General features: G+C 40.8%; 20 protein-coding genes. 5 read left to right on the top strand and 15 right to left on the bottom strand.

The features are described from left to right. The 7 genes from ispC to rpsB form a co-directional block, all read right to left on the bottom strand. Window positions 1-1191 (bottom strand): 1-deoxy-D-xylulose-5-phosphate reductoisomerase, encoded by a 1191-nt coding sequence (ispC, locus tag OHT75_RS16845; protein ID WP_264728720.1) that lies wholly within the window; start codon window positions 1189-1191, stop codon window positions 1-3. Between the two features lie 5 nt (window positions 1192-1196). Continuing rightward, window positions 1197-2054 (bottom strand): phosphatidate cytidylyltransferase, encoded by an 858-nt coding sequence (locus OHT75_RS16850; protein WP_264728722.1) that lies wholly within the window; start codon window positions 2052-2054, stop codon window positions 1197-1199. Between the two features lie 19 nt (window positions 2055-2073). Continuing rightward, a complete protein-coding gene (locus OHT75_RS16855) occupies window positions 2074-2898 on the bottom strand; it encodes an isoprenyl transferase (RefSeq protein ID WP_264728724.1) in 825 nt (274 codons plus the stop codon). Window positions 2899-2978: 80 nt separating this feature from the next. Then, on the bottom strand, window positions 2979-3521 hold the full coding sequence (gene frr / locus OHT75_RS16860) for a ribosome recycling factor (RefSeq protein ID WP_264729065.1): 543 nt from the start codon (window positions 3519-3521) through the stop codon (window positions 2979-2981). A 145-nt stretch (window positions 3522-3666) separates the two neighbouring features. Continuing rightward, window positions 3667-4398, bottom strand: a complete 732-nt coding sequence (gene pyrH / locus OHT75_RS16865) for a UMP kinase (protein ID WP_264728726.1) — start codon at window positions 4396-4398, stop codon at window positions 3667-3669. Window positions 4399-4467: 69 nt separating this feature from the next. After that, the gene (tsf, locus tag OHT75_RS16870; RefSeq protein WP_264728728.1) at window positions 4468-5319 is read right to left on the bottom strand and encodes a translation elongation factor Ts; all 852 of its coding nucleotides are present in this window, start codon (window positions 5317-5319) and stop codon (window positions 4468-4470) included. 117 nt (window positions 5320-5436) lie between these two features. Further along, window positions 5437-6165 (bottom strand): 30S ribosomal protein S2, encoded by a 729-nt coding sequence (rpsB, locus tag OHT75_RS16875; protein WP_188839377.1) that lies wholly within the window; start codon window positions 6163-6165, stop codon window positions 5437-5439. A 354-nt stretch (window positions 6166-6519) separates the two neighbouring features. Here rpsB and map point away from each other — a divergent pair, with 354 nt between their 5' ends. From map to dapD, 3 genes are read left to right on the top strand one after another with little or no spacing between them, the layout of a single operon-like run. Continuing rightward, a complete protein-coding gene (gene map, locus OHT75_RS16880; RefSeq protein WP_264728730.1) occupies window positions 6520-7317 on the top strand; it encodes a type I methionyl aminopeptidase in 798 nt (265 codons plus the stop codon). A gap of 24 nt (window positions 7318-7341) precedes the next feature. Next, complete coding sequence (gene glnD / locus OHT75_RS16885) at window positions 7342-9915, top strand: bifunctional uridylyltransferase/uridylyl-removing protein GlnD (RefSeq protein ID WP_264728732.1); 2574 nt, start codon at window positions 7342-7344, stop codon at window positions 9913-9915. A gap of 23 nt (window positions 9916-9938) precedes the next feature. Next, entirely contained in the window at window positions 9939-10763 is an 825-nt protein-coding gene (gene dapD, locus OHT75_RS16890; protein ID WP_264728734.1) for a 2,3,4,5-tetrahydropyridine-2,6-dicarboxylate N-succinyltransferase, read from the top strand. Window positions 10764-11038: 275 nt separating this feature from the next. Here dapD and OHT75_RS16895 read toward each other — a convergent pair whose 3' ends face one another. The 5 genes from OHT75_RS16895 to OHT75_RS16915 all read right to left on the bottom strand — a co-directional run bounded on the left by OHT75_RS16895 (window position 11039) and on the right by OHT75_RS16915 (window position 16144). Next, window positions 11039-12958, bottom strand: a complete 1920-nt coding sequence (locus OHT75_RS16895; RefSeq protein WP_264728736.1) for an HD domain-containing phosphohydrolase — start codon at window positions 12956-12958, stop codon at window positions 11039-11041. A gap of 119 nt (window positions 12959-13077) precedes the next feature. Further along, window positions 13078-13959, bottom strand: a complete 882-nt coding sequence (purU, locus tag OHT75_RS16900) for a formyltetrahydrofolate deformylase (protein ID WP_264728738.1) — start codon at window positions 13957-13959, stop codon at window positions 13078-13080. 477 nt (window positions 13960-14436) lie between these two features. Further along, entirely contained in the window at window positions 14437-14895 is a 459-nt protein-coding gene (locus OHT75_RS16905) for a flavodoxin (RefSeq protein ID WP_264728740.1), read from the bottom strand. Window positions 14896-14985: 90 nt separating this feature from the next. Further along, window positions 14986-15762: a tRNA pseudouridine(65) synthase TruC gene (gene truC, locus OHT75_RS16910; protein WP_264729068.1), complete on the bottom strand. Its 777-nt coding sequence runs from the start codon at window positions 15760-15762 to the stop codon at window positions 14986-14988. A 52-nt stretch (window positions 15763-15814) separates the two neighbouring features. After that, entirely contained in the window at window positions 15815-16144 is a 330-nt protein-coding gene (locus tag OHT75_RS16915) for a YqcC family protein (RefSeq protein ID WP_264728741.1), read from the bottom strand. A gap of 109 nt (window positions 16145-16253) precedes the next feature. Between OHT75_RS16915 and OHT75_RS16920 the strand changes: the two genes are divergently transcribed. Both OHT75_RS16920 and OHT75_RS16925 read left to right on the top strand, forming a co-directional pair. Next, window positions 16254-17267, top strand: a complete 1014-nt coding sequence (locus OHT75_RS16920; protein WP_264728743.1) for a DUF3549 family protein — start codon at window positions 16254-16256, stop codon at window positions 17265-17267. After that, window positions 17264-17650: a DUF3301 domain-containing protein gene (locus OHT75_RS16925; RefSeq protein WP_264728745.1), complete on the top strand. Its 387-nt coding sequence runs from the start codon at window positions 17264-17266 to the stop codon at window positions 17648-17650. The genes OHT75_RS16920 and OHT75_RS16925 overlap by 4 nt, the downstream gene beginning before the upstream one ends. 1835 nt (window positions 17651-19485) lie before the next feature. Here OHT75_RS16925 and OHT75_RS16930 read toward each other — a convergent pair. From OHT75_RS16930 to apt, 3 genes are all read right to left on the bottom strand, one after another. Continuing rightward, entirely contained in the window at window positions 19486-19815 is a 330-nt protein-coding gene (locus OHT75_RS16930; protein ID WP_264728747.1) for a YbaB/EbfC family nucleoid-associated protein, read from the bottom strand. Window positions 19816-19994: 179 nt separating this feature from the next. Further along, a complete protein-coding gene (dnaX, locus tag OHT75_RS16935; protein ID WP_264728749.1) occupies window positions 19995-22877 on the bottom strand; it encodes a DNA polymerase III subunit gamma/tau in 2883 nt (960 codons plus the stop codon). Window positions 22878-23014: 137 nt separating this feature from the next. Beyond that, entirely contained in the window at window positions 23015-23566 is a 552-nt protein-coding gene (gene apt, locus OHT75_RS16940; RefSeq protein ID WP_264729069.1) for an adenine phosphoribosyltransferase, read from the bottom strand. Window positions 23567-23599: the final 33 nt, after the last annotated feature.

Consider the following 23599-nt stretch of genomic DNA (forward strand, 5'->3'; position numbering starts at 1 on the left):
TTACACTAACGCTTTAATTTTAGATAAAGCCAGTTGGCGAGCTTGACCGTCTAAAGCAATAATATCTTCTATCGTGTTTAATGCTGATGAATTAACCGATGTTAGACACTGTTCATTAACCACGGCAATATCGGTAAATTTGATCCTATTCTGTAAAAACGCGTCAACGGCAATTTCATTAGCTGCGTTTAATACCGTGGTTGCCTCTTGCCCCTGTTGGCAGGCATCTATAGCGAGTTTTAAGCACGGAAAACGATTAAAGTCAGGCTCTAAAAAGCTTAACTGTCCGACTTTGAAAAAGTCTAAAGGTTCAACGCCAGCTAAAATTCTTTGCGGATAGCTCATACAATGAGCAATGGGTGTACGCATATCAGGATTACCCATCTGCGCCAGTACTGAGCCATCTTTATATTGCACCATTGAATGAATCACACTTTGTGGATGAATAACCACTTTAAGCTGTTCAGGTGTCGTATTAAATAACCAACGCGCTTCGATATACTCTAAGCCTTTGTTCATCATTGATGCTGAATCAACAGATATTTTTCTGCCCATTGACCAATTGGGATGATTACAAGCTTGATCGGGCGATACATTCGGTAAAGTTGATAGATCGGTTGTTAAAAATGGCCCGCCTGACCCCGTCAACAGGATATGTGAAATCCCCTCGCAAGCCATATCACAAAAACCTAAGTTATTTTGAACGGTTTGGGGCATACATTGAAAAATCGCATTATGCTCACTATCAACGGGGAGGATCGTCGCACCCGATGTCCTTGCCGTTTGCATAAATAGCTCGCCAGACATCACTAAGGCTTCTTTGTTAGCCAACAACACTCTTTTCCCAGCTTTGACGGCCGCAAACGTTGGCACTAGCCCAGCGGCACCAACAATGGCAGCCATAACGGTATCAACGTCAGTATGCGTCACTAAAGCCGTTAATTCTTCAGGTGTTGAGGTCACAATGGTTTTACAAGATGAAGGTAATGCAAGCTTAAGCTGTGTGGCGGCGTGTTCATCGACCATATGAGCATAAATGGGCTGATGCGCCAAACATAAGCTGAGCATTTTATCTACACTAGCATTTGCCACAAGTGCAAAAACAGCATATTTATCTTGGTTTTGAGTGATTACACTCAAGGTACTTGCGCCGATTGATCCTGTAGCGCCTAGGATGACCATGTTTTGCATTGGCATCACATCCACATGGCAATATAGATTAACGTAAACACTGGAAACGCAGCAGTTAAACTGTCGATCCTGTCAAGAATACCACCGTGCCCAGGTAAAATGGTGCCGGAGTCCTTAATGACAGCCACACGTTTAAACATGCTTTCAGATAAATCACCAAATGCAGAAGCCAGAGCAGTAATTAATGTCACGACCACTAACAAGCCTAATTCTTGCTGCGGCGAAATATACATTACCCCGATAACTATTAACATGGTCGTCAACAGCCCGCCCGCTAATCCTTCTAAGGTTTTAGCTGGGCTAACATTAGGCATCAATTTATGTTTGCCAAGCGTTCTGCCTGCAAAATAAGCGCCTGTATCAGTAGCCCAAACAATCAACATCACAATGAATACCAACAGCCCACCAAAATAGGGATCGGCTTCGCTGCTTAATGATTTAAGGGTTATGAGAGAAACGAAACAAGGGATCAAGGTTAACTGACCGAACATCGATTTTAGCATATGACTATTACGCCATATTGCGGCACTTTTAGGAAAACTAACCACCAGTAATGAGCTAACAATCCACCATACAACACCAATGCTAATTATGGCTAAAAACATAGGCTGTAGATGCCCTTTAAACCATAAACTGTCGGCGGGAAATAACACATTTATCGCAATCAACAACACTGTCACTGTGATGGTAAACGACCATTGAGTGATATTGCACTCTTTATCAATAAAGCATCCCCATTCTTTTGCTGCAATGGCAAAAATAGGCACCAAACACCATGCAAAATACACAGAAGGAACCCAAAAAATACCGACTAAGACAAGTGGGATTAAACAAAGTGCTGTTATTATTCGTTGTTTTAGCAAAAAAATAATCCTCTTAAGATTAAAGCGAGCGTATTTCTTCTATTTGACTCCCAGTCAAACCGAAACGTCGCTGACGGCTGGCAAACGTTGCCAGTGCATGATGAAAAGCATTCTCATCAAAATCAGGCCAAAGTGTTTCTGTGAACACTAACTCTGCATAGGCGGCCTGCCATAAAATAAAGTTACTAATGCGGTAATCACCGCCTGTTCTTATCATTAAATCAACTTCGCTTTGATTTTGCATGCACAAATGTTGATTTAATGCCTCTTCGGTCATCTGACTGCTGTTGATTTCGCCACTTTCGACTTTTTCAGCGAGTTTTTGAGCAGCCTGAACGATATCCCAACGTCCGCCATAGTTAGCTGCAACGTTCAAAATTAACCCAGTGTTGTCTTTAGTCTTGTCTTGAGCCTGAAAAATTTGGGCTTGTAATCTGGCAGAGAATCGGCTTACATCACCAATAATATTCAGCTTAACTTGATTTTTATCTAAACGCTTTATTTCACGTTGTAACACACTGAAAAAAAGCTCCATCAACAAATTAACTTCTTTATCAGGTCTGCGCCAATTTTCACTTGAAAATGCAAACAGTGTTAATGATGCGATACCTAATTGGCTTGCTGCACTGACTATTCGCCTGACGGCTTTAACACCCGCTTTATGACCTACCACTCGAGGCATACTTTTATTTTGCGCCCAACGACCATTGCCATCCATAATGATAGCCACATGCTTGGGCAAAGACTGCCTAACGATATCCGATAATTGTCCTGGTAAGACTTCAGACGTCACTAACTCAGAAGAAGTTGCAACACCTGGTCCATAATCATTTGTAGATGACATCAACAACGACCCTATAAAAAACAAACGCCGTGCAGTATACCCTTACACGGCGTATTAACTCTAGCGTTGAACGCTGAAGTTTAGACTTCCATTAACTCTTTTTCTTTTGCCGCTAGTAACTGGTCAACATTTTTAATTGCTGCATCAGTAAATTTTTGCACGCTATCTTCACTGCGACGCACATCATCTTCAGTACACTCTTTCGCTTTTTCAAGCTTTTTAACTTCACTGATAGCATCACGGCGCACATTACGAATTGCAATACGACCATTTTCAGCTTCGTTACGCACAACTTTAATAAAGTCTTTACGACGTTCTTCGGTTAATGCTGGTAACGGAATACGCATTGAAGTACCCGCTGTCATTGGGTTTAACCCAAGATCCGACGACATAATCGCTTTCTCAACAGCTTGAACTAACGTTTGATCAAATACCGTTACGTTCAATGTACGAGAATCTTCAATACCAATGTTGGCCACTTGCTTAAGCGGAGTCATTGCACCGTAGTAAGATACTTGAATCGAATCTAATAGGCTTGGGTGAGCGCGACCGGTACGCACTTTTGCCATTTGGTTTTTAGTCGCATCTACACATTTTCCCATGCGCTCTTGCGCATCTAACATAATTGTTTCAATCACAATAATTTCCTTTTTAATCAATAATCATTAACTTTAAGCCGATAGATAAAGAATCGTACAGACAATGGATCAGCTCAAATAATATTTGCAGTTTATTTTACGCCACAGTGATACTCATGTGATAGCGGAATTATTTTTGACTGCTAATAATTGTACCTTCACTTTCGCCCATAATAACACGGCGTAAAGCACCTGGCTTATTCATGTTGAATACTAAAATGGGGATGTTATGATCACGGGCCATTGTAAAGGCGGCAAGATCCATCACTTTTAATTCAGACTCTAAGACTTCATTAAAGGTAAGCGTGTCATATTTAACCGCTTCAGGGTTTTTCATTGGATCAGCAGAGTAAACACCATCAACTTTAGTGCCTTTTAAAACCACTTCGGCTTCAATTTCAATGCCACGCAAACAAGCTGCAGAGTCAGTGGTACAAAATGGGTTACCTGTACCTGCGGCAAAAATAACGACTCGACCAGATTTTAGTAAGCTAATCGCTTCAGCCCAATTATAATCGTCGCACACCCCTTTTAATGGGATAGCCGACATCAGGCGCGCATTAACATAGGCACGGTGTAACGCATCTCTCATGGCTAGGCCATTCATGACAGTTGCTAGCATACCCATGTGATCGCCCACCACACGGTTCATGCCAGCTTGCGCAAGGCCTTCACCACGAAATAGATTACCACCACCAATTACCACACCAACTTGAATCCCCAGCTCAACAAGTTCTTTCACTTCTTGAGCCATACGATCAAGTACTTTAGGGTCGATGCCGAAGCCTTCTTCGCCCATTAATGCTTCACCGCTTAATTTAAGCAGAATACGTCTAAATGCAGGTTTTGGATTGGTGCTCATAATTTTTATCCTGATTATAACAAGACCGCAGCGATTGCTGCGGTCTTAGGGTATATAGAGAAAAAGCGATTACGCCTTTTTAGTAGCAGCGATTTGAGCTGCAACTTCAGCAGCAAAATCTTCTTCTTTCTTCTCGATACCTTCACCCACTTCTAAACGAATGAAGTTAGTTACTGTGGCTTTTTTCTCTTTCAGAATTTCACCAACAGTTTTCTTTGGTTCCATGATGAACGCTTGACCAGTAAGAGAGATCTCACCAGTAAACTTCTTCATACGACCAACAACCATTTTCTCAGCGATTTCAGCAGGCTTGCCTTCGTTCATCGCGATTTCGATTTGAAGTGCTTGCTCTCTTTCTACAAGTTCTGCAGGAACATCTTCTGGGTTAACAAACTCAGGCTTAGAAGCAGCAACATGCATAGCAATGTGCTTTAATGTTTCTTCGTCAGCGTCACCCGTTACAACCACACCGATACGCTCGCCGTGACGGTAAGAAGCTAAGTTAGCACCATCGATATACTCAACGCGACGAACGTTGATGTTTTCACCGATTTTAGCTACTAACGCTACACGAGTTTCTTCAAACTGTGCTTTTAGGTCTTCGATAGTCACTTTAGATGCTGCAGCAACATCTAATACCGCGTTAGCAAAGCCTAGGAAGTTAGAATCTTTAGCAACGAAGTCAGTTTGACAGTTAACTTCTAATAGTGCAGCGAAACCATCACCGTTCTTGATTAGAATTGTACCGTCAGCAGCGATGTTACCGGCTTTCTTAGCCGCTTTAGCCGCGCCGCTTTTACGCATGTTATCAATCGCTAGCTCGATGTCACCGTTAGTTTCAGTCAGTGCATTCTTACAGTCCATCATGCCAGCGCCAGTGCGGTCACGAAGTTCTTTAACTTGGGCAGCAGTAATTGCCATTGTTAAATCCTCTATTAAATTCGTCTAATATTGCATTTGTAAAACAGGGGCCAAAAGGCCCCTGTTTACCAATTATCTTATTGGCAAATAAGGGGGGATGATAAACATCACGCCTTATTAAACAGCTTCTACGAAACCGTCTTGTTCAGCTTGAACAGCTAAATCTTGACCACGACCTGAGTTGGCAGCAGCAGCAACAGATGAAGTGTACAAACGAATTGCACGCATTGCATCGTCGTTACCAGGAACGATGTAGTTAACACCGTCTGGAGCAGAGTTAGTATCAACAACTGCAACAACTGGGATACCTAGGTTGTTAGCTTCTTTAATTGCGATATGCTCATGGTCAGCACCGATAACGAATAAAACGTCAGGTAAACCGCCCATGTTTTTGATTCCGCCTAAAGACTTTTCTAACTTGTCTAATTCGCGTGAACGCATTAACGCTTCTTTCTTAGTCAGTTTGTCGAAAGTACCGTCAACAGACTGGCTTTCTAGCTCTTTAAGACGCTTGATTGACTGACGAACAGTTTTCCAGTTTGTTAACATACCGCCTAACCAGCGGTGATCAACATAGTACTGGTCACAAGAAATTGCAGCTTCTTTGATAGCTTCGCCAGCAGCGCGCTTTGTACCAACAAATAATACTTTACCTTTCTTAGAAGCAACATTGCTAATGAAAGCTAAAGCTTCGTTGAACATTGGTACAGTGTGCTCAAGGTTGATGATGTGTACACCGTTGCGAGCACCGAAGATGAAAGGCTTCATCTTTGGGTTCCAGTAACGTGTTTGGTGACCGAAGTGAACACCAGCTTGTAGCATGTCGCGCATTGAAACAGTAGTCATTGTATTTACCTTAATGTAAGGGGTTAGACCTCCACGTATCCCATGTTTCGACTCTTTTTTGCCTTTGATAGCGAGTTAAGAGCACCCCGAAAAATGTGTCGATACGTGTGTGATTTAGTATTTAAGTTAATTGCCATGTATAATAGCCGCAAATTCTGACCGTTTGTTAAAACACCGAACAATTAAAGCACGTAAAGTGATTATTTTTTCAGTAAAATAAAACAAACATAGAAACACGAACTCACACACAACGGCGCGCTTTATACCATAAATAGCGATCAAACACAACTTTTTGCGTGTAATTGATTGCGTTAAACGGGCCCATTTTGAACGTTAAAAACCAAGAGAAGATTCATGAGTATTGTCATTAAAAATGCCGACGAAATTGAAAAAATGCGCGCAGCAGGAAAACTCGCTGCACAAGTACTGGAAATGATTGCTCCGCATGTTGTTGCCGGTGTCACTACAAATCAATTAAATGCCATTTGTGCGCAATATACTGAAGAGCAAGGAGCGATATCTGCCCCGCTGAATTACCATGGTTTTCCAAAATCAATTTGCACCTCGGTCAATGATACTATTTGTCACGGTATCCCTTCTGATTACATCCTCAAAGAGGGTGATATTTTGAACATTGATATTACTGTGATTAAAGATGGCTATCATGGTGACACTTCGAAAATGTTCCTTATCGGCGAAGTGAGCCCTAAAGACAAACGTTTATGTCGCATTGCTCAGGAAAGTCTGTACTTGGCTATTAGAAAGGTACGCCCTGGTGCAAAATTAGGCGAAATAGGCACAAGTATCGAAAAATTCATCAAAGCAAGTAAAACAGGGCTTGATAAGTATTCTATCGTGCAAGATTATTGTGGTCATGGTATCGGTGCTGGTTTCCACGAGGAGCCTCAAGTTGTCCATTATAAAAATAATGACAAAACCGTGATTAAGCCCGGTATGTGTTTTACTATCGAACCAATGATTAATGCCGGCCGTCATACCACAGTATTAGACAAAAACGACAACTGGACAGTCACAACCTCTGATGGCAAAAATTCTGCCCAGTGGGAACACACTTTATTAGTCACTGAAACGGGTGTTGAAGTACTCACACTGCGTGAGGAAGAAAACTTCCCAAGAATTATTAACTTTTAATCTTTAAAACATTCAAGGATATCGATGAATACCGCGCTGGCAGCCAAAAATACCTTACTTGAACTTAACCAGCGCTTAGTTGAGCAATATAAAGCGAAACACCCCATCGCAGATATTGTTAAGCAACGTAGCGCATTCATCGATAATTTACTGCAAAATGCATGGAAAAAATGTCACTTAGACCTTTACCCTATGTCATTAATTGCTGTAGGCGGCTATGGGCGTGGCGAACTTCTTCCCTACTCCGATGTCGATTTACTGTTTTTAATTGAACAGGATGAGGTTTGTCAAAACACCCAAGCAAAATTGAGTGAATTAATCACTTACCTTTGGGATGCTGGACTTGAAATTGGTCACAGTGTTCGCACGGTGTCGCAAACTATCGAGCAAGGAAAAGCTGACATCACTATTGCCACCAATTTAATTGAAGCTCGTTTTTTATGCGGCAATACACCACTATTTGAAGAATTATATCAACGCATTCGCCAAGATGACTTCTGGCCTTCAGCCGATTTTTACAATGCAAAAAAAGAAGAACAAACCCTTCGACATTCAAAAGCCAGTGCTTTCGATCTTGAACCGAACATTAAAACCTGCCCCGGTGGTTTAAGAGATATTCAGACTATTGCCTGGGTAGCAATGCGTCATTTTGATGCTGCGAATCTCACAGAATTGGTTGAGCATGATTTTCTTGAACCTTCTGAATTAGAAGAATTATTGGAATGCCAAAACTACCTGTGGGAAATTCGCTTTGCACTGCACATTAGTGCAAACCGCAATGAAAACCGCTTACTGTTCGACCTGCAACGTCAAGTGGCCAGCTTATTAGGTTATGAAGATGCAACTCAACTTGCAGTTGAGCAAATGATGAAACGCTATTATCGCACGGTAAGACGTATAATGGAGTTGAATCAAATGTTGTTGCAGCTATTTAAGCGCGCAACATTGGGGCATTTTAAAGCGTTAGAAATTCAACCTATCAATGAGCAATATCAACGTCGCGGCTATTATATTGAAGTACTAGATAATGATTTGTTCAGTAAGCATCCTGAAGAAATATTAAGGCTTTTTTTATATGCCGTTAAAAACTCTAATATTCAGTATATTTATGCTCCAACGTTAAGGTTGCTTCGTAAAGCGCGACGTAGCTTAACGACGCCGTTACAAGACAACCCTGATTGCCGCAAAGTGTTTATGGACATTTTAAAACACCCTCGCGGTATTGTAGCCTTATCTATGATGCATAAACATGGCATTTTATCATCCTACTTACCGGCTTGGCGCCGCATTGAAGGTCAAATGCAGTTTGACTTGTTTCATGCTTACACCGTTGATGAGCACACTCACAGATTATTGCTCAATATTGAAAGATTCGCTCAAGCCGAACAAAAAGATGAGTTTCCATTAGGCGCTGTGCTAATTAATCAATTGCCCAAAAAAGGGCTGTTGGTCTTAGGCGCAATATTTCATGATATAGCAAAAGGCCGTGGGGGCGATCACAGTAAACTAGGTGCAACCGATGCGATTGATTTTTGCAAATTACATGGTCTAAATGATCATGATGGTCGCCTTGTTGCTTGGCTTGTCGAAAACCATTTAGTCATGTCAGTCACGGCACAAAGACGGGATATTTCAGACCCCGATGTGGTCGCTGAGTTTGCAGACAAAGTGCACGACGCTATTCATCTCAGCTACTTATATTGTTTGACAGTGGCTGATATTTGCGCAACAAATGAAAAAACCTGGAATAACTGGAAAGGCTCATTACTGAGAGATTTGTATTTTTCTACCCAACGCGTACTTGCACGCGGTAAAGAAAAGCCCATTGATGAACAGGCTCGCGTTGAAGAAGTTCAAGCAAAAGCACAAAAAGAATTATTGCGCCGAGGTATCAAAGATAAAGATATGCAATCTTTATGGTGTCGATTTAAGCCTGAATATTTTTTACGTCATCAGCCTAATCAGGTTGCTTGGCATACTGAGGCGATAATCAAACATGATCAGAATGAGCCCTTAGTCTTAATGTCGAAACATACCACACGCGGCGGCACAGAATTATTTGTCTACAGCCAAGATAGACCCAAGCTGTTCGCCACTGTAATGACGGTTTTAGACAACAAAAATATTAACGTACATGATGCCAATATCATGACGTCAATTGATAATTATGCACTAGACACATTTGTCATTTTAGAACAAGATGGCGAGCCTATCGTGCAACTGTCACGAATACAAAGTATTAAAAAGGCACTAGAAAAAGCCTTGGCCAGTGAAAATCCTAAATTGCCGAAGTTCAGAAAACTTGCGCGAATTATGAAACCGTTTAACGTGCCAACACAGGTGAGTTTTTTACCAAGTATTCGCCAGCACACTAGCATGATGGAGCTAATTGCACTTGATTCACCGGGTCTTTTAGCAAAAGTGGGTGATATTCTCTATCGCTGTGAAATAACCTTATTGGCAGCCAAAATCACCACCATCGGCGAGCGCGCGGAGGACTTTTTCATCTTGCAAACGCATGATGGCCGCGCCCTCACAGATGCACAACAGCAGCATTTATCTTCATCGCTGCATTTAGCGTTGAATCAAACTTGTTAATTAATAAATATTGGGAGAGTTCCATGGAGGCATTACGCCAACGCATTGAGGCGGCATTTGAAGCACGTCAAACAATCACCCCTAGCACAGTTGAGCCAAGTTTACGTGCTGACGTAGAAACAGTGATCAGTATGCTTGATAAAGGTCAAGCACGTGTTGCTGAAAAAATTGATGGCGAGTGGCATGTCCACCAGTGGCTCAAAAAGGCCGTGTTGCTGTCTTTTCGCATTTTCGACAACGGTGTTATTGAAGGCGGTGACACCAAGTATTTTGATAAAGTACCTCAAAAGTTCGCTGATTATGACGAAGCACGTTTTAAAGAAGAAGCGATCCGTGTAGTACCACCAGCAACGGTTCGTAAAGGCTCATTTATCGGGAAAAATACCGTACTAATGCCATCATATGTCAACCTAGGAGCCTATGTTGACGAAGGCACTATGGTTGATACTTGGGCAACGGTTGGATCATGTGCACAAATTGGTAAAAATGTGCATTTATCTGGTGGCGTCGGTATTGGTGGTGTTTTAGAACCTCTTCAAGCTGGCCCAACAATTATTGAAGATAACTGTTTCATTGGTGCTCGCAGTGAAATCGTTGAAGGTGTGGTTGTTGAAGAAGGTAGCGTGATTTCGATGGGCGTTTACATTGGACAAAGCACCCGCATATTTGACCGAGAAACCGGTGAAGTACATTACGGCCGCGTACCAGCAGGCTCTGTAGTGGTGTCTGGCAACTTGCCATCAAAATGTGGTACTTACAGCTTGTACGCTGCCATCATCGTTAAAAAGGTTGATGCCAAAACACGTGGTAAAGTTGGTATTAACGAATTATTACGTATCGTTGATTAATTCTGATTAAATTTCCTTTAAAAGGCTCTTCGGAGCCTTTTTCTTACCCAATACTCAATGGGAATATATGATAAGTATTCAGAGTTAGCGTAGAAAAATACGTGATAACAAGTAAGTTTACGATAAATCATTATTAAATAACAAAAAACATTAAAGCCGACTTAGAATGTTTTCACAAATTAAAACGAGCAGTTATGGTTACATTTGGTATTAAGCGAGCCAATTTAATAAATCCCCCCCCAATTAACGGTCAATACAGGTAATTTTATACATGATTAGCTTTGCATCGAGCGTTCTTCATCTAGCTCTTTCATCAATGCATTTGCTAAAATTTTCCAAGTAACGATTCCAATCACCTGATTATCGAGATTTTGTACCACAAGATAATCAATTGCCTGTTTTTCCATCAGAATTTTAGCATCTTTCAAAATCGTATTTTCAGCAATAAGATTAATCTTATGATCCATTATCTGATGAGCACGTTTATTGAGTAAACTCCTATCTGCAGCGCGTTCTGCTGCCGTATCTATAAATGGGCTATGCCAGAACGCCAGAATGTGTTTATCGATAACGCCTATTGGGGAACGATTAATCTCAGATAACACCACTGCCACATTCATTTTAGCTTTTAACAGCATAGACTCTACATGTTCAAGTGTATGATATTCTTCAATTATCACGGCTGGATCTAAGTTCAGGCTTCCTACGTATTCTGCTGTTTTAAGGTCATGGATAGCCAAAATATCTAAACAGGCATCTACAACATTCTCATCAAAAACTTTACCGCGGCCATCCATTAATACATCATTTAATGCTTCCATCCCCATTGAAGGGCGATAAGGTCTATGACTTAAAATCGAATCAGCAACATCCGCAACTGCAATGATTTTTGCTTCAATAATAATATCTTTACCTTTTAATCCATCGGGATAGCCAGAACCATCCAAACGCTCATGATGTTGTAAGATCATCTGCTTAATCGGCCAAGGAAACTCTACTTCATCAACAATTAATGCACCTTGTAATGGATGCTGCTTGACTAATTCGTATTCTGTCGGCGTAAGTTTTGATGGTTTAGCTAAAATTTGACTTGGAATAGCAAGCTTACCAATATCATGGATCAGTGCGCCAAGCTTCAAGCCCTCTAACTGATCCGTCGGCAAGCCCAATTTCTCCCCCATTAAATAGCTTAATTGCGCCACTGACTTTTGATGGCCTGCTGTGTAAGCATCTTTTAATTCTAATGCTTCAGAAATAGCACCAATTAATTGCACCAAAATATGGGTCATTTTTTCTTTTTGATCTCTGATAATGACCGACTGTTTCATTAAGGTGTTCATGGTGCGAGGCAATTCGACACAATGCCATAAAATTGTGGCGTATATGCTCAAGGATTTTGCATCAACGTTGGTAAATGGCTTGTCACGGTTACCAACACCAATGATGCCAACCAGTCTTTTACGGTAGCGAATGGGCACACATAAATGATTTTTAAATGCAAAATAACCGTCTTTTTGCAGCTTGACTGAATTGTCTAACGGATCATTATGAATTGTGGCTTGCTTTGTTTGAACCGTCTCAGCCCAAATACCCGATTCAGCCAAATAGGTTTGATTATCTGGAATGGCAAAGTGTTGCTTAACCTTATCCGTCCAAGCAGTGCGAAGGATCTTATTATGCTTTTCATCATAGATATGAAGATAGCCCACTTGACTATGGGTTAGCGCAAGCCCTTGCTGTAAAGCCGTTTTGAATATCGCATCAGGTTTAGCCGTCATGACAGCTTCTATTTGTTGCAACCAATCATCACTAGATTGAATAGCTAAGTTATAATCAGGGTGTAACTCCATCAGCCACTGTTCATCTAAACTTAAGTGGGTAAAAACGATACACCACTGATCATCCGTACCATCAATAGCTGCAATAGATGCTTGTAAGGCCTGACCTCGACCATCAACAAAGTGCAGTATTTGTTCTGATTCCCTATTATGTAAATCAATACGATTGACGTCCATATTTGGAAACGTCGCGATCATCGGCTGTTTTACGATTGCAGCGATAGGTTTTTTGACATGCGAATATAATGATTCACTTAAGCGAATAATTTCTAGTCGATCATTAAATATTGCCCAGGCTAACCCAAACCCCTTTGGCAGTTCACCATGCTTCAAAAAGAAATCTTGCTTTTGGCGCATTAAATCACATTCCTTGTCTTTATCAATGTATATTAATATTAGTACAAATAAATGATTTTGCTAGTAAATAAATGTGAAATGGTAGTTACACTTCAATTAACTCGGTGACATCAACTGAATTAAAACACCACGGTTTTATTACCATAAACCACAACCTGCTCATTTAATACCAGTTGCAGTGCTTTACTTAACACACTCTTTTCGACATCACGTCCCTGATGAGCCAGTTCTTCTGCGCTATAGCTGTGATCTACAGAAATGACATCTTGTTTAATAATGGGGCCCTCATCTAAACAGTTATTCACAAAGTGAGCTGTTGCACCAATAATTTTTACGCCTCTATCCCATGCTTGTTTATAGGGTGAAGCACCAATAAAAGCGGGTAAAAATGAGTGATGAATATTAATAATACGATCGGGAAACTGGGCAACAAATTCTGGCGTTAATACACGCATATATTTAGCAAGTACCAAATAATCAGCATTATAGGGTTTGATGACATCCAGCATAGCAAGTTCATGTTCTTCACGATTTAAACCATCATGACTAATATAATGAAATGGTATGTCGAACTTTTCTGTTAGATTTTGTAACACATCGTAATTGCCAACCACTGCGGCTATGTCAACATCCAAGCCACCATAATAAGATTTCATCAATAAATCGCCCAAACAATGCGCTTCTTTCGTGACCATAATCACCACACGTTTTTTACCTGCATCGACCAATTTAAAGTGATGCTTACTGGGTAACACCCCTTGTAATGCATTAATAAACGCCGTTTCGTTAATATCACCATCCAATACCGTGCGCATAAAGAATCGACCTTGAGCATGATCGACAAACTCATTATTTTTAATCACATTCAGATGATGTTCAAAACACACACCGGATATTTTGGCAATAAGCCCTTGTTCATCTGCACAATCAATGATCAGGATCCTTCTTGATACCTTGGTTTTAAGAGATTTTTCAGCAATAGAAGATGATAATGGCACCATGGTTAAGCTCCTAAATTATTTCGTTAATTGAGTCTGCCACTAACCAGACGGATTTGGTGATTTTTATTCTAAAACTGAATTAAATTTCAGAACTAACATCAATCAACTCATGATTTAACATTAAAAGTGACTAAAAATTATTAAAATGATATTTAACAACGAAAAGCCCTATACTGCTATAAAAATGTTGTTTAGTTTTTTTGTTCCATAGGCAACTTGAACATCCTCCCTTTGCCACCCAAAGTCATGTTAAGCAAGCCATTAATTTTAAAGTGTTATTGCGGCTTCGTAGTAAAAATAAATGGGCCAAAAGGTGAAAAGAAAATTATTGAGGAGTTCTGCTATAAAGGGCAGTGAATGTGCTTTTAGGCTTAACATGACGCTAGATGCGGGTAATGGCGATAAGGAGCAACGCAAAGTGGTTTAATCGCGGTACGAACTTAAACCACTGATGATAAACATTAAGCAGAAAATGACCTAAACTTTGTTTACCACCGCCGCATGCCAAGTTGTCAGCCATTTGGTGGCTTCAAGTTCTGGTTCCATCGTCTCAGTTGCATCAATTTCAAGTCTTGGCGTCAATGCTTGTGCCCCCAACTCACTCAATAACGCATCAAATTGTTTTGCAGCACCACAGAAAGTGTCGTAACTAGAATCACCCAACCCTACAATACTATACTTCAATTTAGGTAAATAAGGCGCAGTGGTTTTCAGATGGGCGAACCAAGGATATATATCTTCTGTTACTTCTCCCTGCCCGGTTGTTGAACACACAACAATAAGATGTTCAGACTCTTTTGGAATAAAATCCGCTAATTCATTAGGCTTCATTAATGTTGCATTAAAGCCTAAGGCGGTTATTTCTTTGGCTAGGGTTTCAGCTGTAAATTGGGCACTGCCATATACCGTGCCATAGACTAAGTTAACATTGACCAAAATACTTTCCTTTATGCGTCTTTTAAACACTAAGCTATTTACTTAAAATACTGTATAAAATTGTTTTAATGCAAGTTTTCTTTCACTAATTTAGATCAAGATGGCAGGTTCGCTATCTATTTCATCCCAACCTAGCAGATCAAAAACGTCTAGCCACTCTGACTCTAACTCTGTCTCAATATGCATCAACTTTGCCGTTACTGGGTGGAAAAACGATAGGCTTTTAGCAATCAGCCATAAACGGTTCACACCAAAGTGCTCACGAGCAAATTTATTTTGTTTACCATCGCCATGGGTTGTATCACCGATAATAGGATGACGTAAATGCGCCATATGACGACGCAATTGATGTTTGCGACCCGTTTTGGGCGTTAATTTTACTAATCCAAATCGACTGGTTGGATATCGACCTGAGCTGTAGGGAATTTCACTATTCAATAACGGTTGATAGAGTGTGACCGCATCTTGAGCAGGTTTATCCGTTGCCGCATATTTATCTGCGACATCATCAAGCTCTACTTTTAACGCATAGTCTAACTCTCCGGCTTCATGTATGTTCCCTCTGACCAAAGCTAAATACTGCTTAGTGACACTATGTTGCTCAAATTGTTCGCATAAAATATGCGCACTTTCGCTATTTTTTGCAAATAACAACACGCCTGAGGTCGGGCGATCTAAACGATGGACAGGAAAAACATGGCAGCCAACAAGATCTCGAGTTAGTTGCATGGCAAAAAAACGTTCTTTTCGCGCCAAATAACTTCTGTGTACTAATAAGCCAGCAGGCTTATGGATAGCAACAATATGTTCGTCCTCAAATAAAATCTCTAAATGTGGAGGAGACTCTTGCTGAGTTTCGGACTGCATATTGCTATCAAGTGATTCAATGCTTTTATCTGCATCAAAGGATTTATGATTATCATTCATGGTGTTGTACCGTGCGATGGGGATTTGCAAGAAGGTGGTCAAATTTAACCAATAGGTTGATAATTAAGTGCTTGTCTGGTTGGTTTTGCCAAACTTGTTCAGCCATTGGAGCGATAGCCATTTCGGTTGGTAAAGGACTATGGGTGATAATTAACTGGCGCATTTTAGGCATAAGAATAAATTGCAGCCATTGCTCAAAGGATAATGTATCGCATGCGAATGGTGCTGTGCTGGCCATTGCTGAAGCTGACGGCTGACTTGTGGACCATAATGAGCTAGCTTTAAGTTGCAGCTCTAATTCAGCTAAAAACGTCAAACTCATTTCATAAACCATAAAAATAACAACTCTAATGCAATGCTAAAGGTTGAATATGATAGCATTAGCCACCATTAATACCCATAGATAGCCACGTGTCGTATAGCGAGTTACCATGACAGAAATCACCACCCTAAGCCAATTTCTGGCCACAGCGAACACTCAGTTCCAGGTTTATGATCTTGGAAGAAGAGTCCAACACATCGATATGATGGCTTTTCATCAAATTGAATCTTTGGTTTCACCTTACCCTTATCCGATCCAAGGCCATGCATTATTTGCTATTGTTTTCTGGCAAGAAAGTCAGCAACCATTTATCTGGTTTATCAAACTGCCTTTAGATGAACAAGGGTTATTATCGCCAGCACCAAGACAACAATTTATAAAAATGATACTTGAGGCTCTTGGTAGAGATCCTACTCAGGCTTTAACAGATGAACAGCAACAACAATTAGCACACCATCCATTTAGTTTTAAGCCAAACCAACAAAAACTGGCTTTATTTAATGCCTTGGTCAGAAAACAACTTGGCCAGCAAGCTTCAAGTCAATATGAATCAGCCGCTCAATATCTTGCAGGTCAAATTCACGCAGACCAATGGCAGCATATAGGATTTCAAGGCCTGGCCGATGTTTGCGTCAGAATGGCATCATTTGATCACCAACAAGAAATCATTAACATCCTGCCTATCGCCCCTATTGAGGTTCAAGCAGCTCTTTGCGAATGCTTAGAACATCTGACATTAACACAACCTCTGGCTGATTCGGTGTTCGCACTCTTCAAACAAGCACCTATAGAGTATAAAGGGTTATTTTTAAAGGCATTAGCTTCGCACATACCATTCAGTCAAGAGGCGATAGCCGACCTAGATGAACATCATCAACTTGATGATGCTATGTTAATTACAATCGCAGCACGAAATTGGCTCGCCTTAAAAGATGACACTACTCGCAAAACCTTCTTAGAGGCGCTGGCCAAACAATCACAATCCTTTTTCAATCAGGTTTTTGCTGATATTGTTGCTATACCTAGCCTTCGCAATGCGTTATTAAAGGATTTACGTGATCCAGAACGTAGCGATCAACTTTCACTCGCCATTGGCGGTTTATTTAAGGCTGCAAGCCTATGATGTCTGATTTTTTATTGATAGTCGCTTTGGTGGTTATAGCTGCTTTTTTCTGGCAGTTGCGCAATATGGCTGAAGTCAGCCGAGTTATTGCTGAACAAGCCTGTGGAAAACAAAATGTGCAACTCTTAGCCATTGCAATGGTATCTGCTCGTCCAAGCTTAGGCGGACACACGGGTTTGTGTTGGCGGGCTAAGTTTATGTTTGAATTCAGTACCGATGGTATGAATCAATATCGCGGTCATATCAACATGCACGGAAAAAAAGTCAGTAAGATAGATTGGCCTATTTTTCCTGAACCTGAGTGGCTTGATGCGCCAATGGCAAAAGGCAAGTTTGGTGGTTGTGGATCGAGTAATAGTTGTAATTCAGGTAAGTGCCATTAATCGAATTGTTCAGTTCGCCATTATAGCAATGCTAGCGGAACAGCCTTCAACAGTTATATCTTAACTGGTTAGTCGTTTGAATTAACCAGGTTAAGAGAGTAAAAGAAAGGCCGTGACATTAAGTCACGGCCTTCTGTTCTCTTGTTAAGCTTTCCCGCTATTTTGGTTGCTCCCTGCACCATCCATGCGTATCAGTTGCTCCTGCACCTATCCTTGCGCTTTCCCTGGGGATCCTTGTACTTGCGTACTGTCCTTCTTACTCGATTATCCTTTGACCGAGCCTGCTCTGTCCTGAGCGTGTCCTTAAATCGTCCTTGAAATCCCTTTTAATGTTTCCCACCATCCTAGTGGTCAGTCATTCTAAGTATCAATCCTAGATACTTACCTCGCCTTATCCATAAAACGAGTTATTGTCCTTTTTGATAAACTATCATAGTCCTTTACTACACATCCAATATGTTTCAGCATCCTGCTTACACCACATCCTGTGTTTCGCTATCCTTTGCTTAAGTTAATATTAATCTAGGTACAACTTTTAAAATAGACACCAAACAACTGCGCAACAAAACAACAACAACCTAAAATTAGTATAATATAATAAATTCACCTTAAAAACAATAGTTTATAATAAAATCCAAAAGTACAACTCATTAACAAAGCCTATTTGGCCTACAGCCTTTGTAAGAGATGTCTCACAAACGCTAGAGCAAAATACGAAACAAGCTTATTGTTCGCCAAATAAAAAAGGCACAACCTGAATTCAGATTGTGCCTATTTTAATTCTTACGTTAGCAACCTTGCTAAATTAATGCTTCCTGCCCATCCTTGCGTCTAGCCATCCTGGCTTTCCTTTAATCCTTTATATCTCAACAATCCTTTACTGACGTAAGTTGAGTTCAATCCTTTGTTCAGCCATCCTTGAACTGAAAATTCAAATCCTTTGAATTGTCCTTTAGCATCCTGCTATCCAATCCCTGATCCCTTGTGTCAGCTTTCGCGTTCACCCATCCTTGTTTTGGCGATCCATTTGCCAAACTCATGCTCTATTTCCTTGAGCGTGTCCTTATTTCATCCATGATATTCAAAGTGTTAATTCAGTATTATTGCTCTTCCTGAGCAAACCTACTTAATTCTTTCACTTGATGTAATCATTGTATAGGAGCCATATTCAAATAAAACACAAAGAACTGTTCATTAAAAAAAACCATCTATCGCAAAATTAAACAAACAATTAATCATCTGATTTTAATCAATAATTAATTTTAAAACTGGCTATCTAGCAAACTAATAACCATTAACACCTACAAGCGTGTAAGAGATTGCTCACACCTGAGTGAGCACTTATAACTTTTTTATTTAACTCCTTGGTGACAATGGCTCTTTTGTCACAACAAAAAGCAACCAGAGGATATCCTCCCTGATTGATAATCTTTTTATTCAGATCTTTGGTTAAAAGATTTACTCAGAAATTAATACATTTTCTCATTGTTCAGTCGGAAATTTTTAGGGTGTGTTGTTCTTTAGTGATGATTGTTTGAGCAGCATGATAATGCGTTATTATTTTTCGCCAAAAATATACGGTAACGCCATACCATACCTAAATTAACGCATTATATGCGCCATGGCTTTGGCTCCGTTAACACTAGAGCCAATTTCTGTGCAATTATTGACTATGGTTGGAATGTAAACCTTAGATGAAAATATCCTAATAATGCATCCGTACAAAATACCAAGTACAAAAAAGCCCAAGTGATAAACTTGGGCTTTAATGATTCTTCGATTTTGCTCCCCTAGCGTTTAGCAAGGTTGGATAGGGAGAAAAAAGAATGGAAATGTTAAAACGGCATTTTCATCCCAGGAGGGAGTTGCATACCGCCAGTAACTTCTGCCATTTTCGTTTTTTGGTTTTCTTCTACACGACGCGCCGCATCATTACAGGCTGCTGCAATTAAATCTTCCAGCATTTCTTTGTCATCTTCCATCAAGCTTGGGTCAATTTCCACACGACGGACATTGTGTGTGCCAGTCATAGTCACTTTCACTAAGCCGGCTCCTGATTCGCCAGTTATTTCCATACGAGCGATTTCTTCTTGCACTTTAGCCATTTTGTCTTGCATCATTTGGGCTTGCTTCATCAAGTTGCCCATGCCGCCTTTTCCAAACATAATCGATTCTCTTTCTCTATTAAAATAATGGGTTTTAGCAAGTTACCAAATTGGCCTAATCTTACTGAAATTATATTGATTAGCAAACCCGTAAATGTAAATTTGCGAAGCTGCTAACCTATTGAAGCCATTTAGGCTAATACTATCACCGCCGATGTAACTCAACATCAACGAAATTATTAATCCAATAATTCAGGAATAAGCTCAGCCACATTCGTCAGTTGCTCTTGTGGGTAAACAACTGAATCATCATCTAATTGTGCAGCAAGTTGACTTATCATCCATTGGACATGATCGTCTGCCAATATTGACTGTTTGGCCTGTTGCACCAGTTCTTGATGAAAGCGTTTGCGCAATTCAAGTGGGGTTTCACGATTAGCATCTTGGCCAATCTCGACAATAACCTGAATATCCTGTTCTAAAAAAGCGGATAAACCTGCTTGAAGCTGTTCAATGGCGATATCTGCACATAAATGCTTTTGATCTGGCTTTAATGTTAGCTGTATGGGATTCGACACGGATTGGCACAAAGAGTTCATGCCGAGTTGACGAACTCGTCCACCCACTTTAACTTTCGCCATAATTTGATACCAATTCAGATCAACTTCATTACCCGTAATAGCATGACCAATGGCACGATGATCAATGACACTAGGCTCAGTCATTTTAACCTCTGAATGAGTCACTAAGCTTGTTTGGTTATCATCTTGCACAAGTAACTCTGCAGGTTCAGTTAGTCCACCTTGATCACTCATGGTAGGTGCAATTTCAGTGTCACTTTCTAAAGCTGTCTGTGCAATGCCTGCATCAACAACCGCGGTCTGCTGAGTGAACGCTAGCTCTTCTGCCGATGGTGCTTCCCAAGGAGGTCGGTCATATGAGTCAGGATGCACTTTTTCTGTTGAAACATTATTTTGCTCGCTTATCGAGCGCGAATACTGCAACGTATCATCAACCATCGAAGGTTGAAGCGGATGACTGTTTTCATCCGATTTTATATCGACGGTATTCACTCCACCCAGTTTGGCCTGCGATGCGGGAATTTTTGCTTGCTGTTTATCTGCAACCTTTTTGTGAGAGGCATCGGCTTCATCTTGCGCTTTGTGCGCACTGACCTCCGCTAATAATGAATCTCTGCTGGCGAGTACTAAATCTAAAATATCATCTAATGGGTCAGGCTCAGCTTCATTAACGGGCGCAATTGTCGAGGCTACCCCCTGTGATGCAACCTGAGGTGTATTTCGCTTTGGCTCTTCTGTTACCACCGATTTTACTTGTAATTCGGTTTCAGACTGCTGATTAAAAGCAAGATAGTCTTCATAATCATTATGACTATCATCATCTTCAAATTGAGCATAATCGGCACCAATATATAGGTCATCTTTTGTAATAAAAGGTGAAGCAACCTCTATTGACGATTGATTTATAGCCTCTTGCGGGGGGGGGATTTGAGAGGCTTGAGACTGCGTATCATCTGCCGCTTGTTGCTTTTTGTGATCATCAACGCCCTCCGTTGAAGGCGCAATGGCTGTTTGCAGTTCATCAATATTGTATGCTTTTTGCGTATTCCCCCCCGATAACGGCTGACTATCATTTTGCATGCTAACAGCGTTAACAAACCCCATACTTTCAGCTTGGTTAAGCAACATAGCTTGTTGTGCTATTAACTGTTCAGTGTCATCGTCGCAATCAACATCTGCATCCGCATCGACCTCAGTTATTGCTTGAGATACTCCTGTTGCAGGCATAGATTTCGAATCAGATTTAACGGTAATCAAGGTAGAATCACGTGTAGCGAGGCCCAATGTCTCACTATTTGCTTGTTGAGACATGGCATTACCACAAGCATCAACACTCAGAGAATTAACGCCATAATCAGTTTCAGGCTTTGGGCAAGTCTCTGTGACCTCTTGATTCTGGGGGGGTAAAGGCGGTAACTCAAGGTTAACGGAACTGTCTGTAACCCAGCGTTTAGTTTGCTTTTCTGGCACAAAAGCAACCGCTCTTAACAGTGCCATTTCTAAACCCGATTTAGGATCTGGTGCAAAAGGTAAATCTTTGCGCCCAGCTAACAGCATCTGATAATAAAGCTGAATTTGTTCAGCAGAAATTTGCTGAGCAAAAGCCAATATTTGCTCACTGTATAGTGATGATTGCGCTGCCGCTGGAGCAAACTGAGTCAAGGTGATTTGATGCAGTAATTCTAATAAACTGCGTAACACTTCCTGCGCATCGGCCCCAAACGCTAATACCTTAGCAACTGTGGTCATCAAAGGCTCAATATCGGCATCACAAAGGGCTTTTAGTAGTGCGATAACTTGCTGCTGATCAATACTGCCAAGCATTGATTGCACTTGCTGGTACATCACTTGGCCAGAACCAAAAGCAATCGCTTGATCGGTTAAACTTAATGCATCACGCATACTGCCGTTGGCGGCTTTGGCTAACAGGGAAAGTGCCTGATTTTCAAATGGCAGTTGCTCTTGAGTTAATACAAATTCAAGTTGTTTAGCAATTTCATCTTGTGACAAACTTTTTAAATTAAATTGTAAACACCGAGACAATACCGTCACCGGTAATTTTTGAGGGTCAGTTGTCGCTAATAGAAATTTTACGTGTTCAGGCGGTTCCTCTAGCGTTTTTAATAGTGCATTAAAACTACTGCGAGACAGCATGTGCACTTCATCAATAAGATACACTTTATAGCGACCACGTGAAGGACGATATTGCACGTTATCTAATAATTCACGAGTGTCATCCACTTTGGTGCGCGAAGCCGCATCTACTTCAATTAAATCGACAAATCGACCTTGAGCGATTTCTTCACAACTTGAACAAACTCCACAAGGATTTGCTGTCACGCCTTGTTCGCAATTTAATCCTTTGGCAAACAAACGCGCTAAACTGGTTTTACCCACGCCGCGAGTACCAGTGAATAAATAGGCATGATGCAAACGTTGTTGGCTTAATGCGTTAGTTAACGCCAGTAACACATGCGCTTGACCAACCATTTGCTCAAATTTGGCAGGGCGCCATTTACGGGCTAACACCTGATAAGACATGCAATTCCCCAAGCTAAACAGTGTGGGAAGAACTCCCATTAATTACGCCAAACAATAACACGCAAAACGACTACAGGCTATTGTTTGGCTGCTATTAGCTGGCTTTATCAACAATTATGAATGGATAAATAATCGATTTACTCGCCTTCAAATTCGCACAGACTCAACACTTCTATGCCCATGGCTTTTAATCTGGCTTCACCGCCAATTTCTGGTAATGAAATCACAAATGCAGCATGTTCCACTTCGCCACCGAGTTGACGAATAAGTTTTACCGTAGCTTCAATTGTGCCACCCGTTGCAAGTAGATCATCAATCACTAACACTTTGTCGTCAGCTTTGATGGCATCGGTGTGAATTTCTAATGTGTCTTTGCCATATTCAAGCTCATAGGTTTGGCTTATGGTGGCTCGAGGTAATTTACCTGGCTTACGAACGGGAACAAAACCAATACCAAGCTCAAGTGCTAACGGAGCACCAAACAAGAAGCCACGTGCTTCAGTGCCAACCACTTTAGTAAACCCCTTAGATTGATAATGCGCGACTAATAAAGCAATTGTCGCTTTGTAAGCTTCTGCACTTTCTAAAAGACTGGTGACATCACGGAACATAATGCCTGCTTTTGGGTAGTCTGGTATGGTTTTAATGCTTTGCTTAATCAGCGCTAAACTGTCTTTGTTCATCATAATGAAAACTCTTTCAATGGGGTTTCAATAAAAAAG

Origin of the sequence: Shewanella subflava (assembly GCF_025971955.1) — a bacterium.
Classification (GTDB): domain Bacteria; phylum Pseudomonadota; class Gammaproteobacteria; order Enterobacterales; family Shewanellaceae; genus Shewanella; species Shewanella subflava.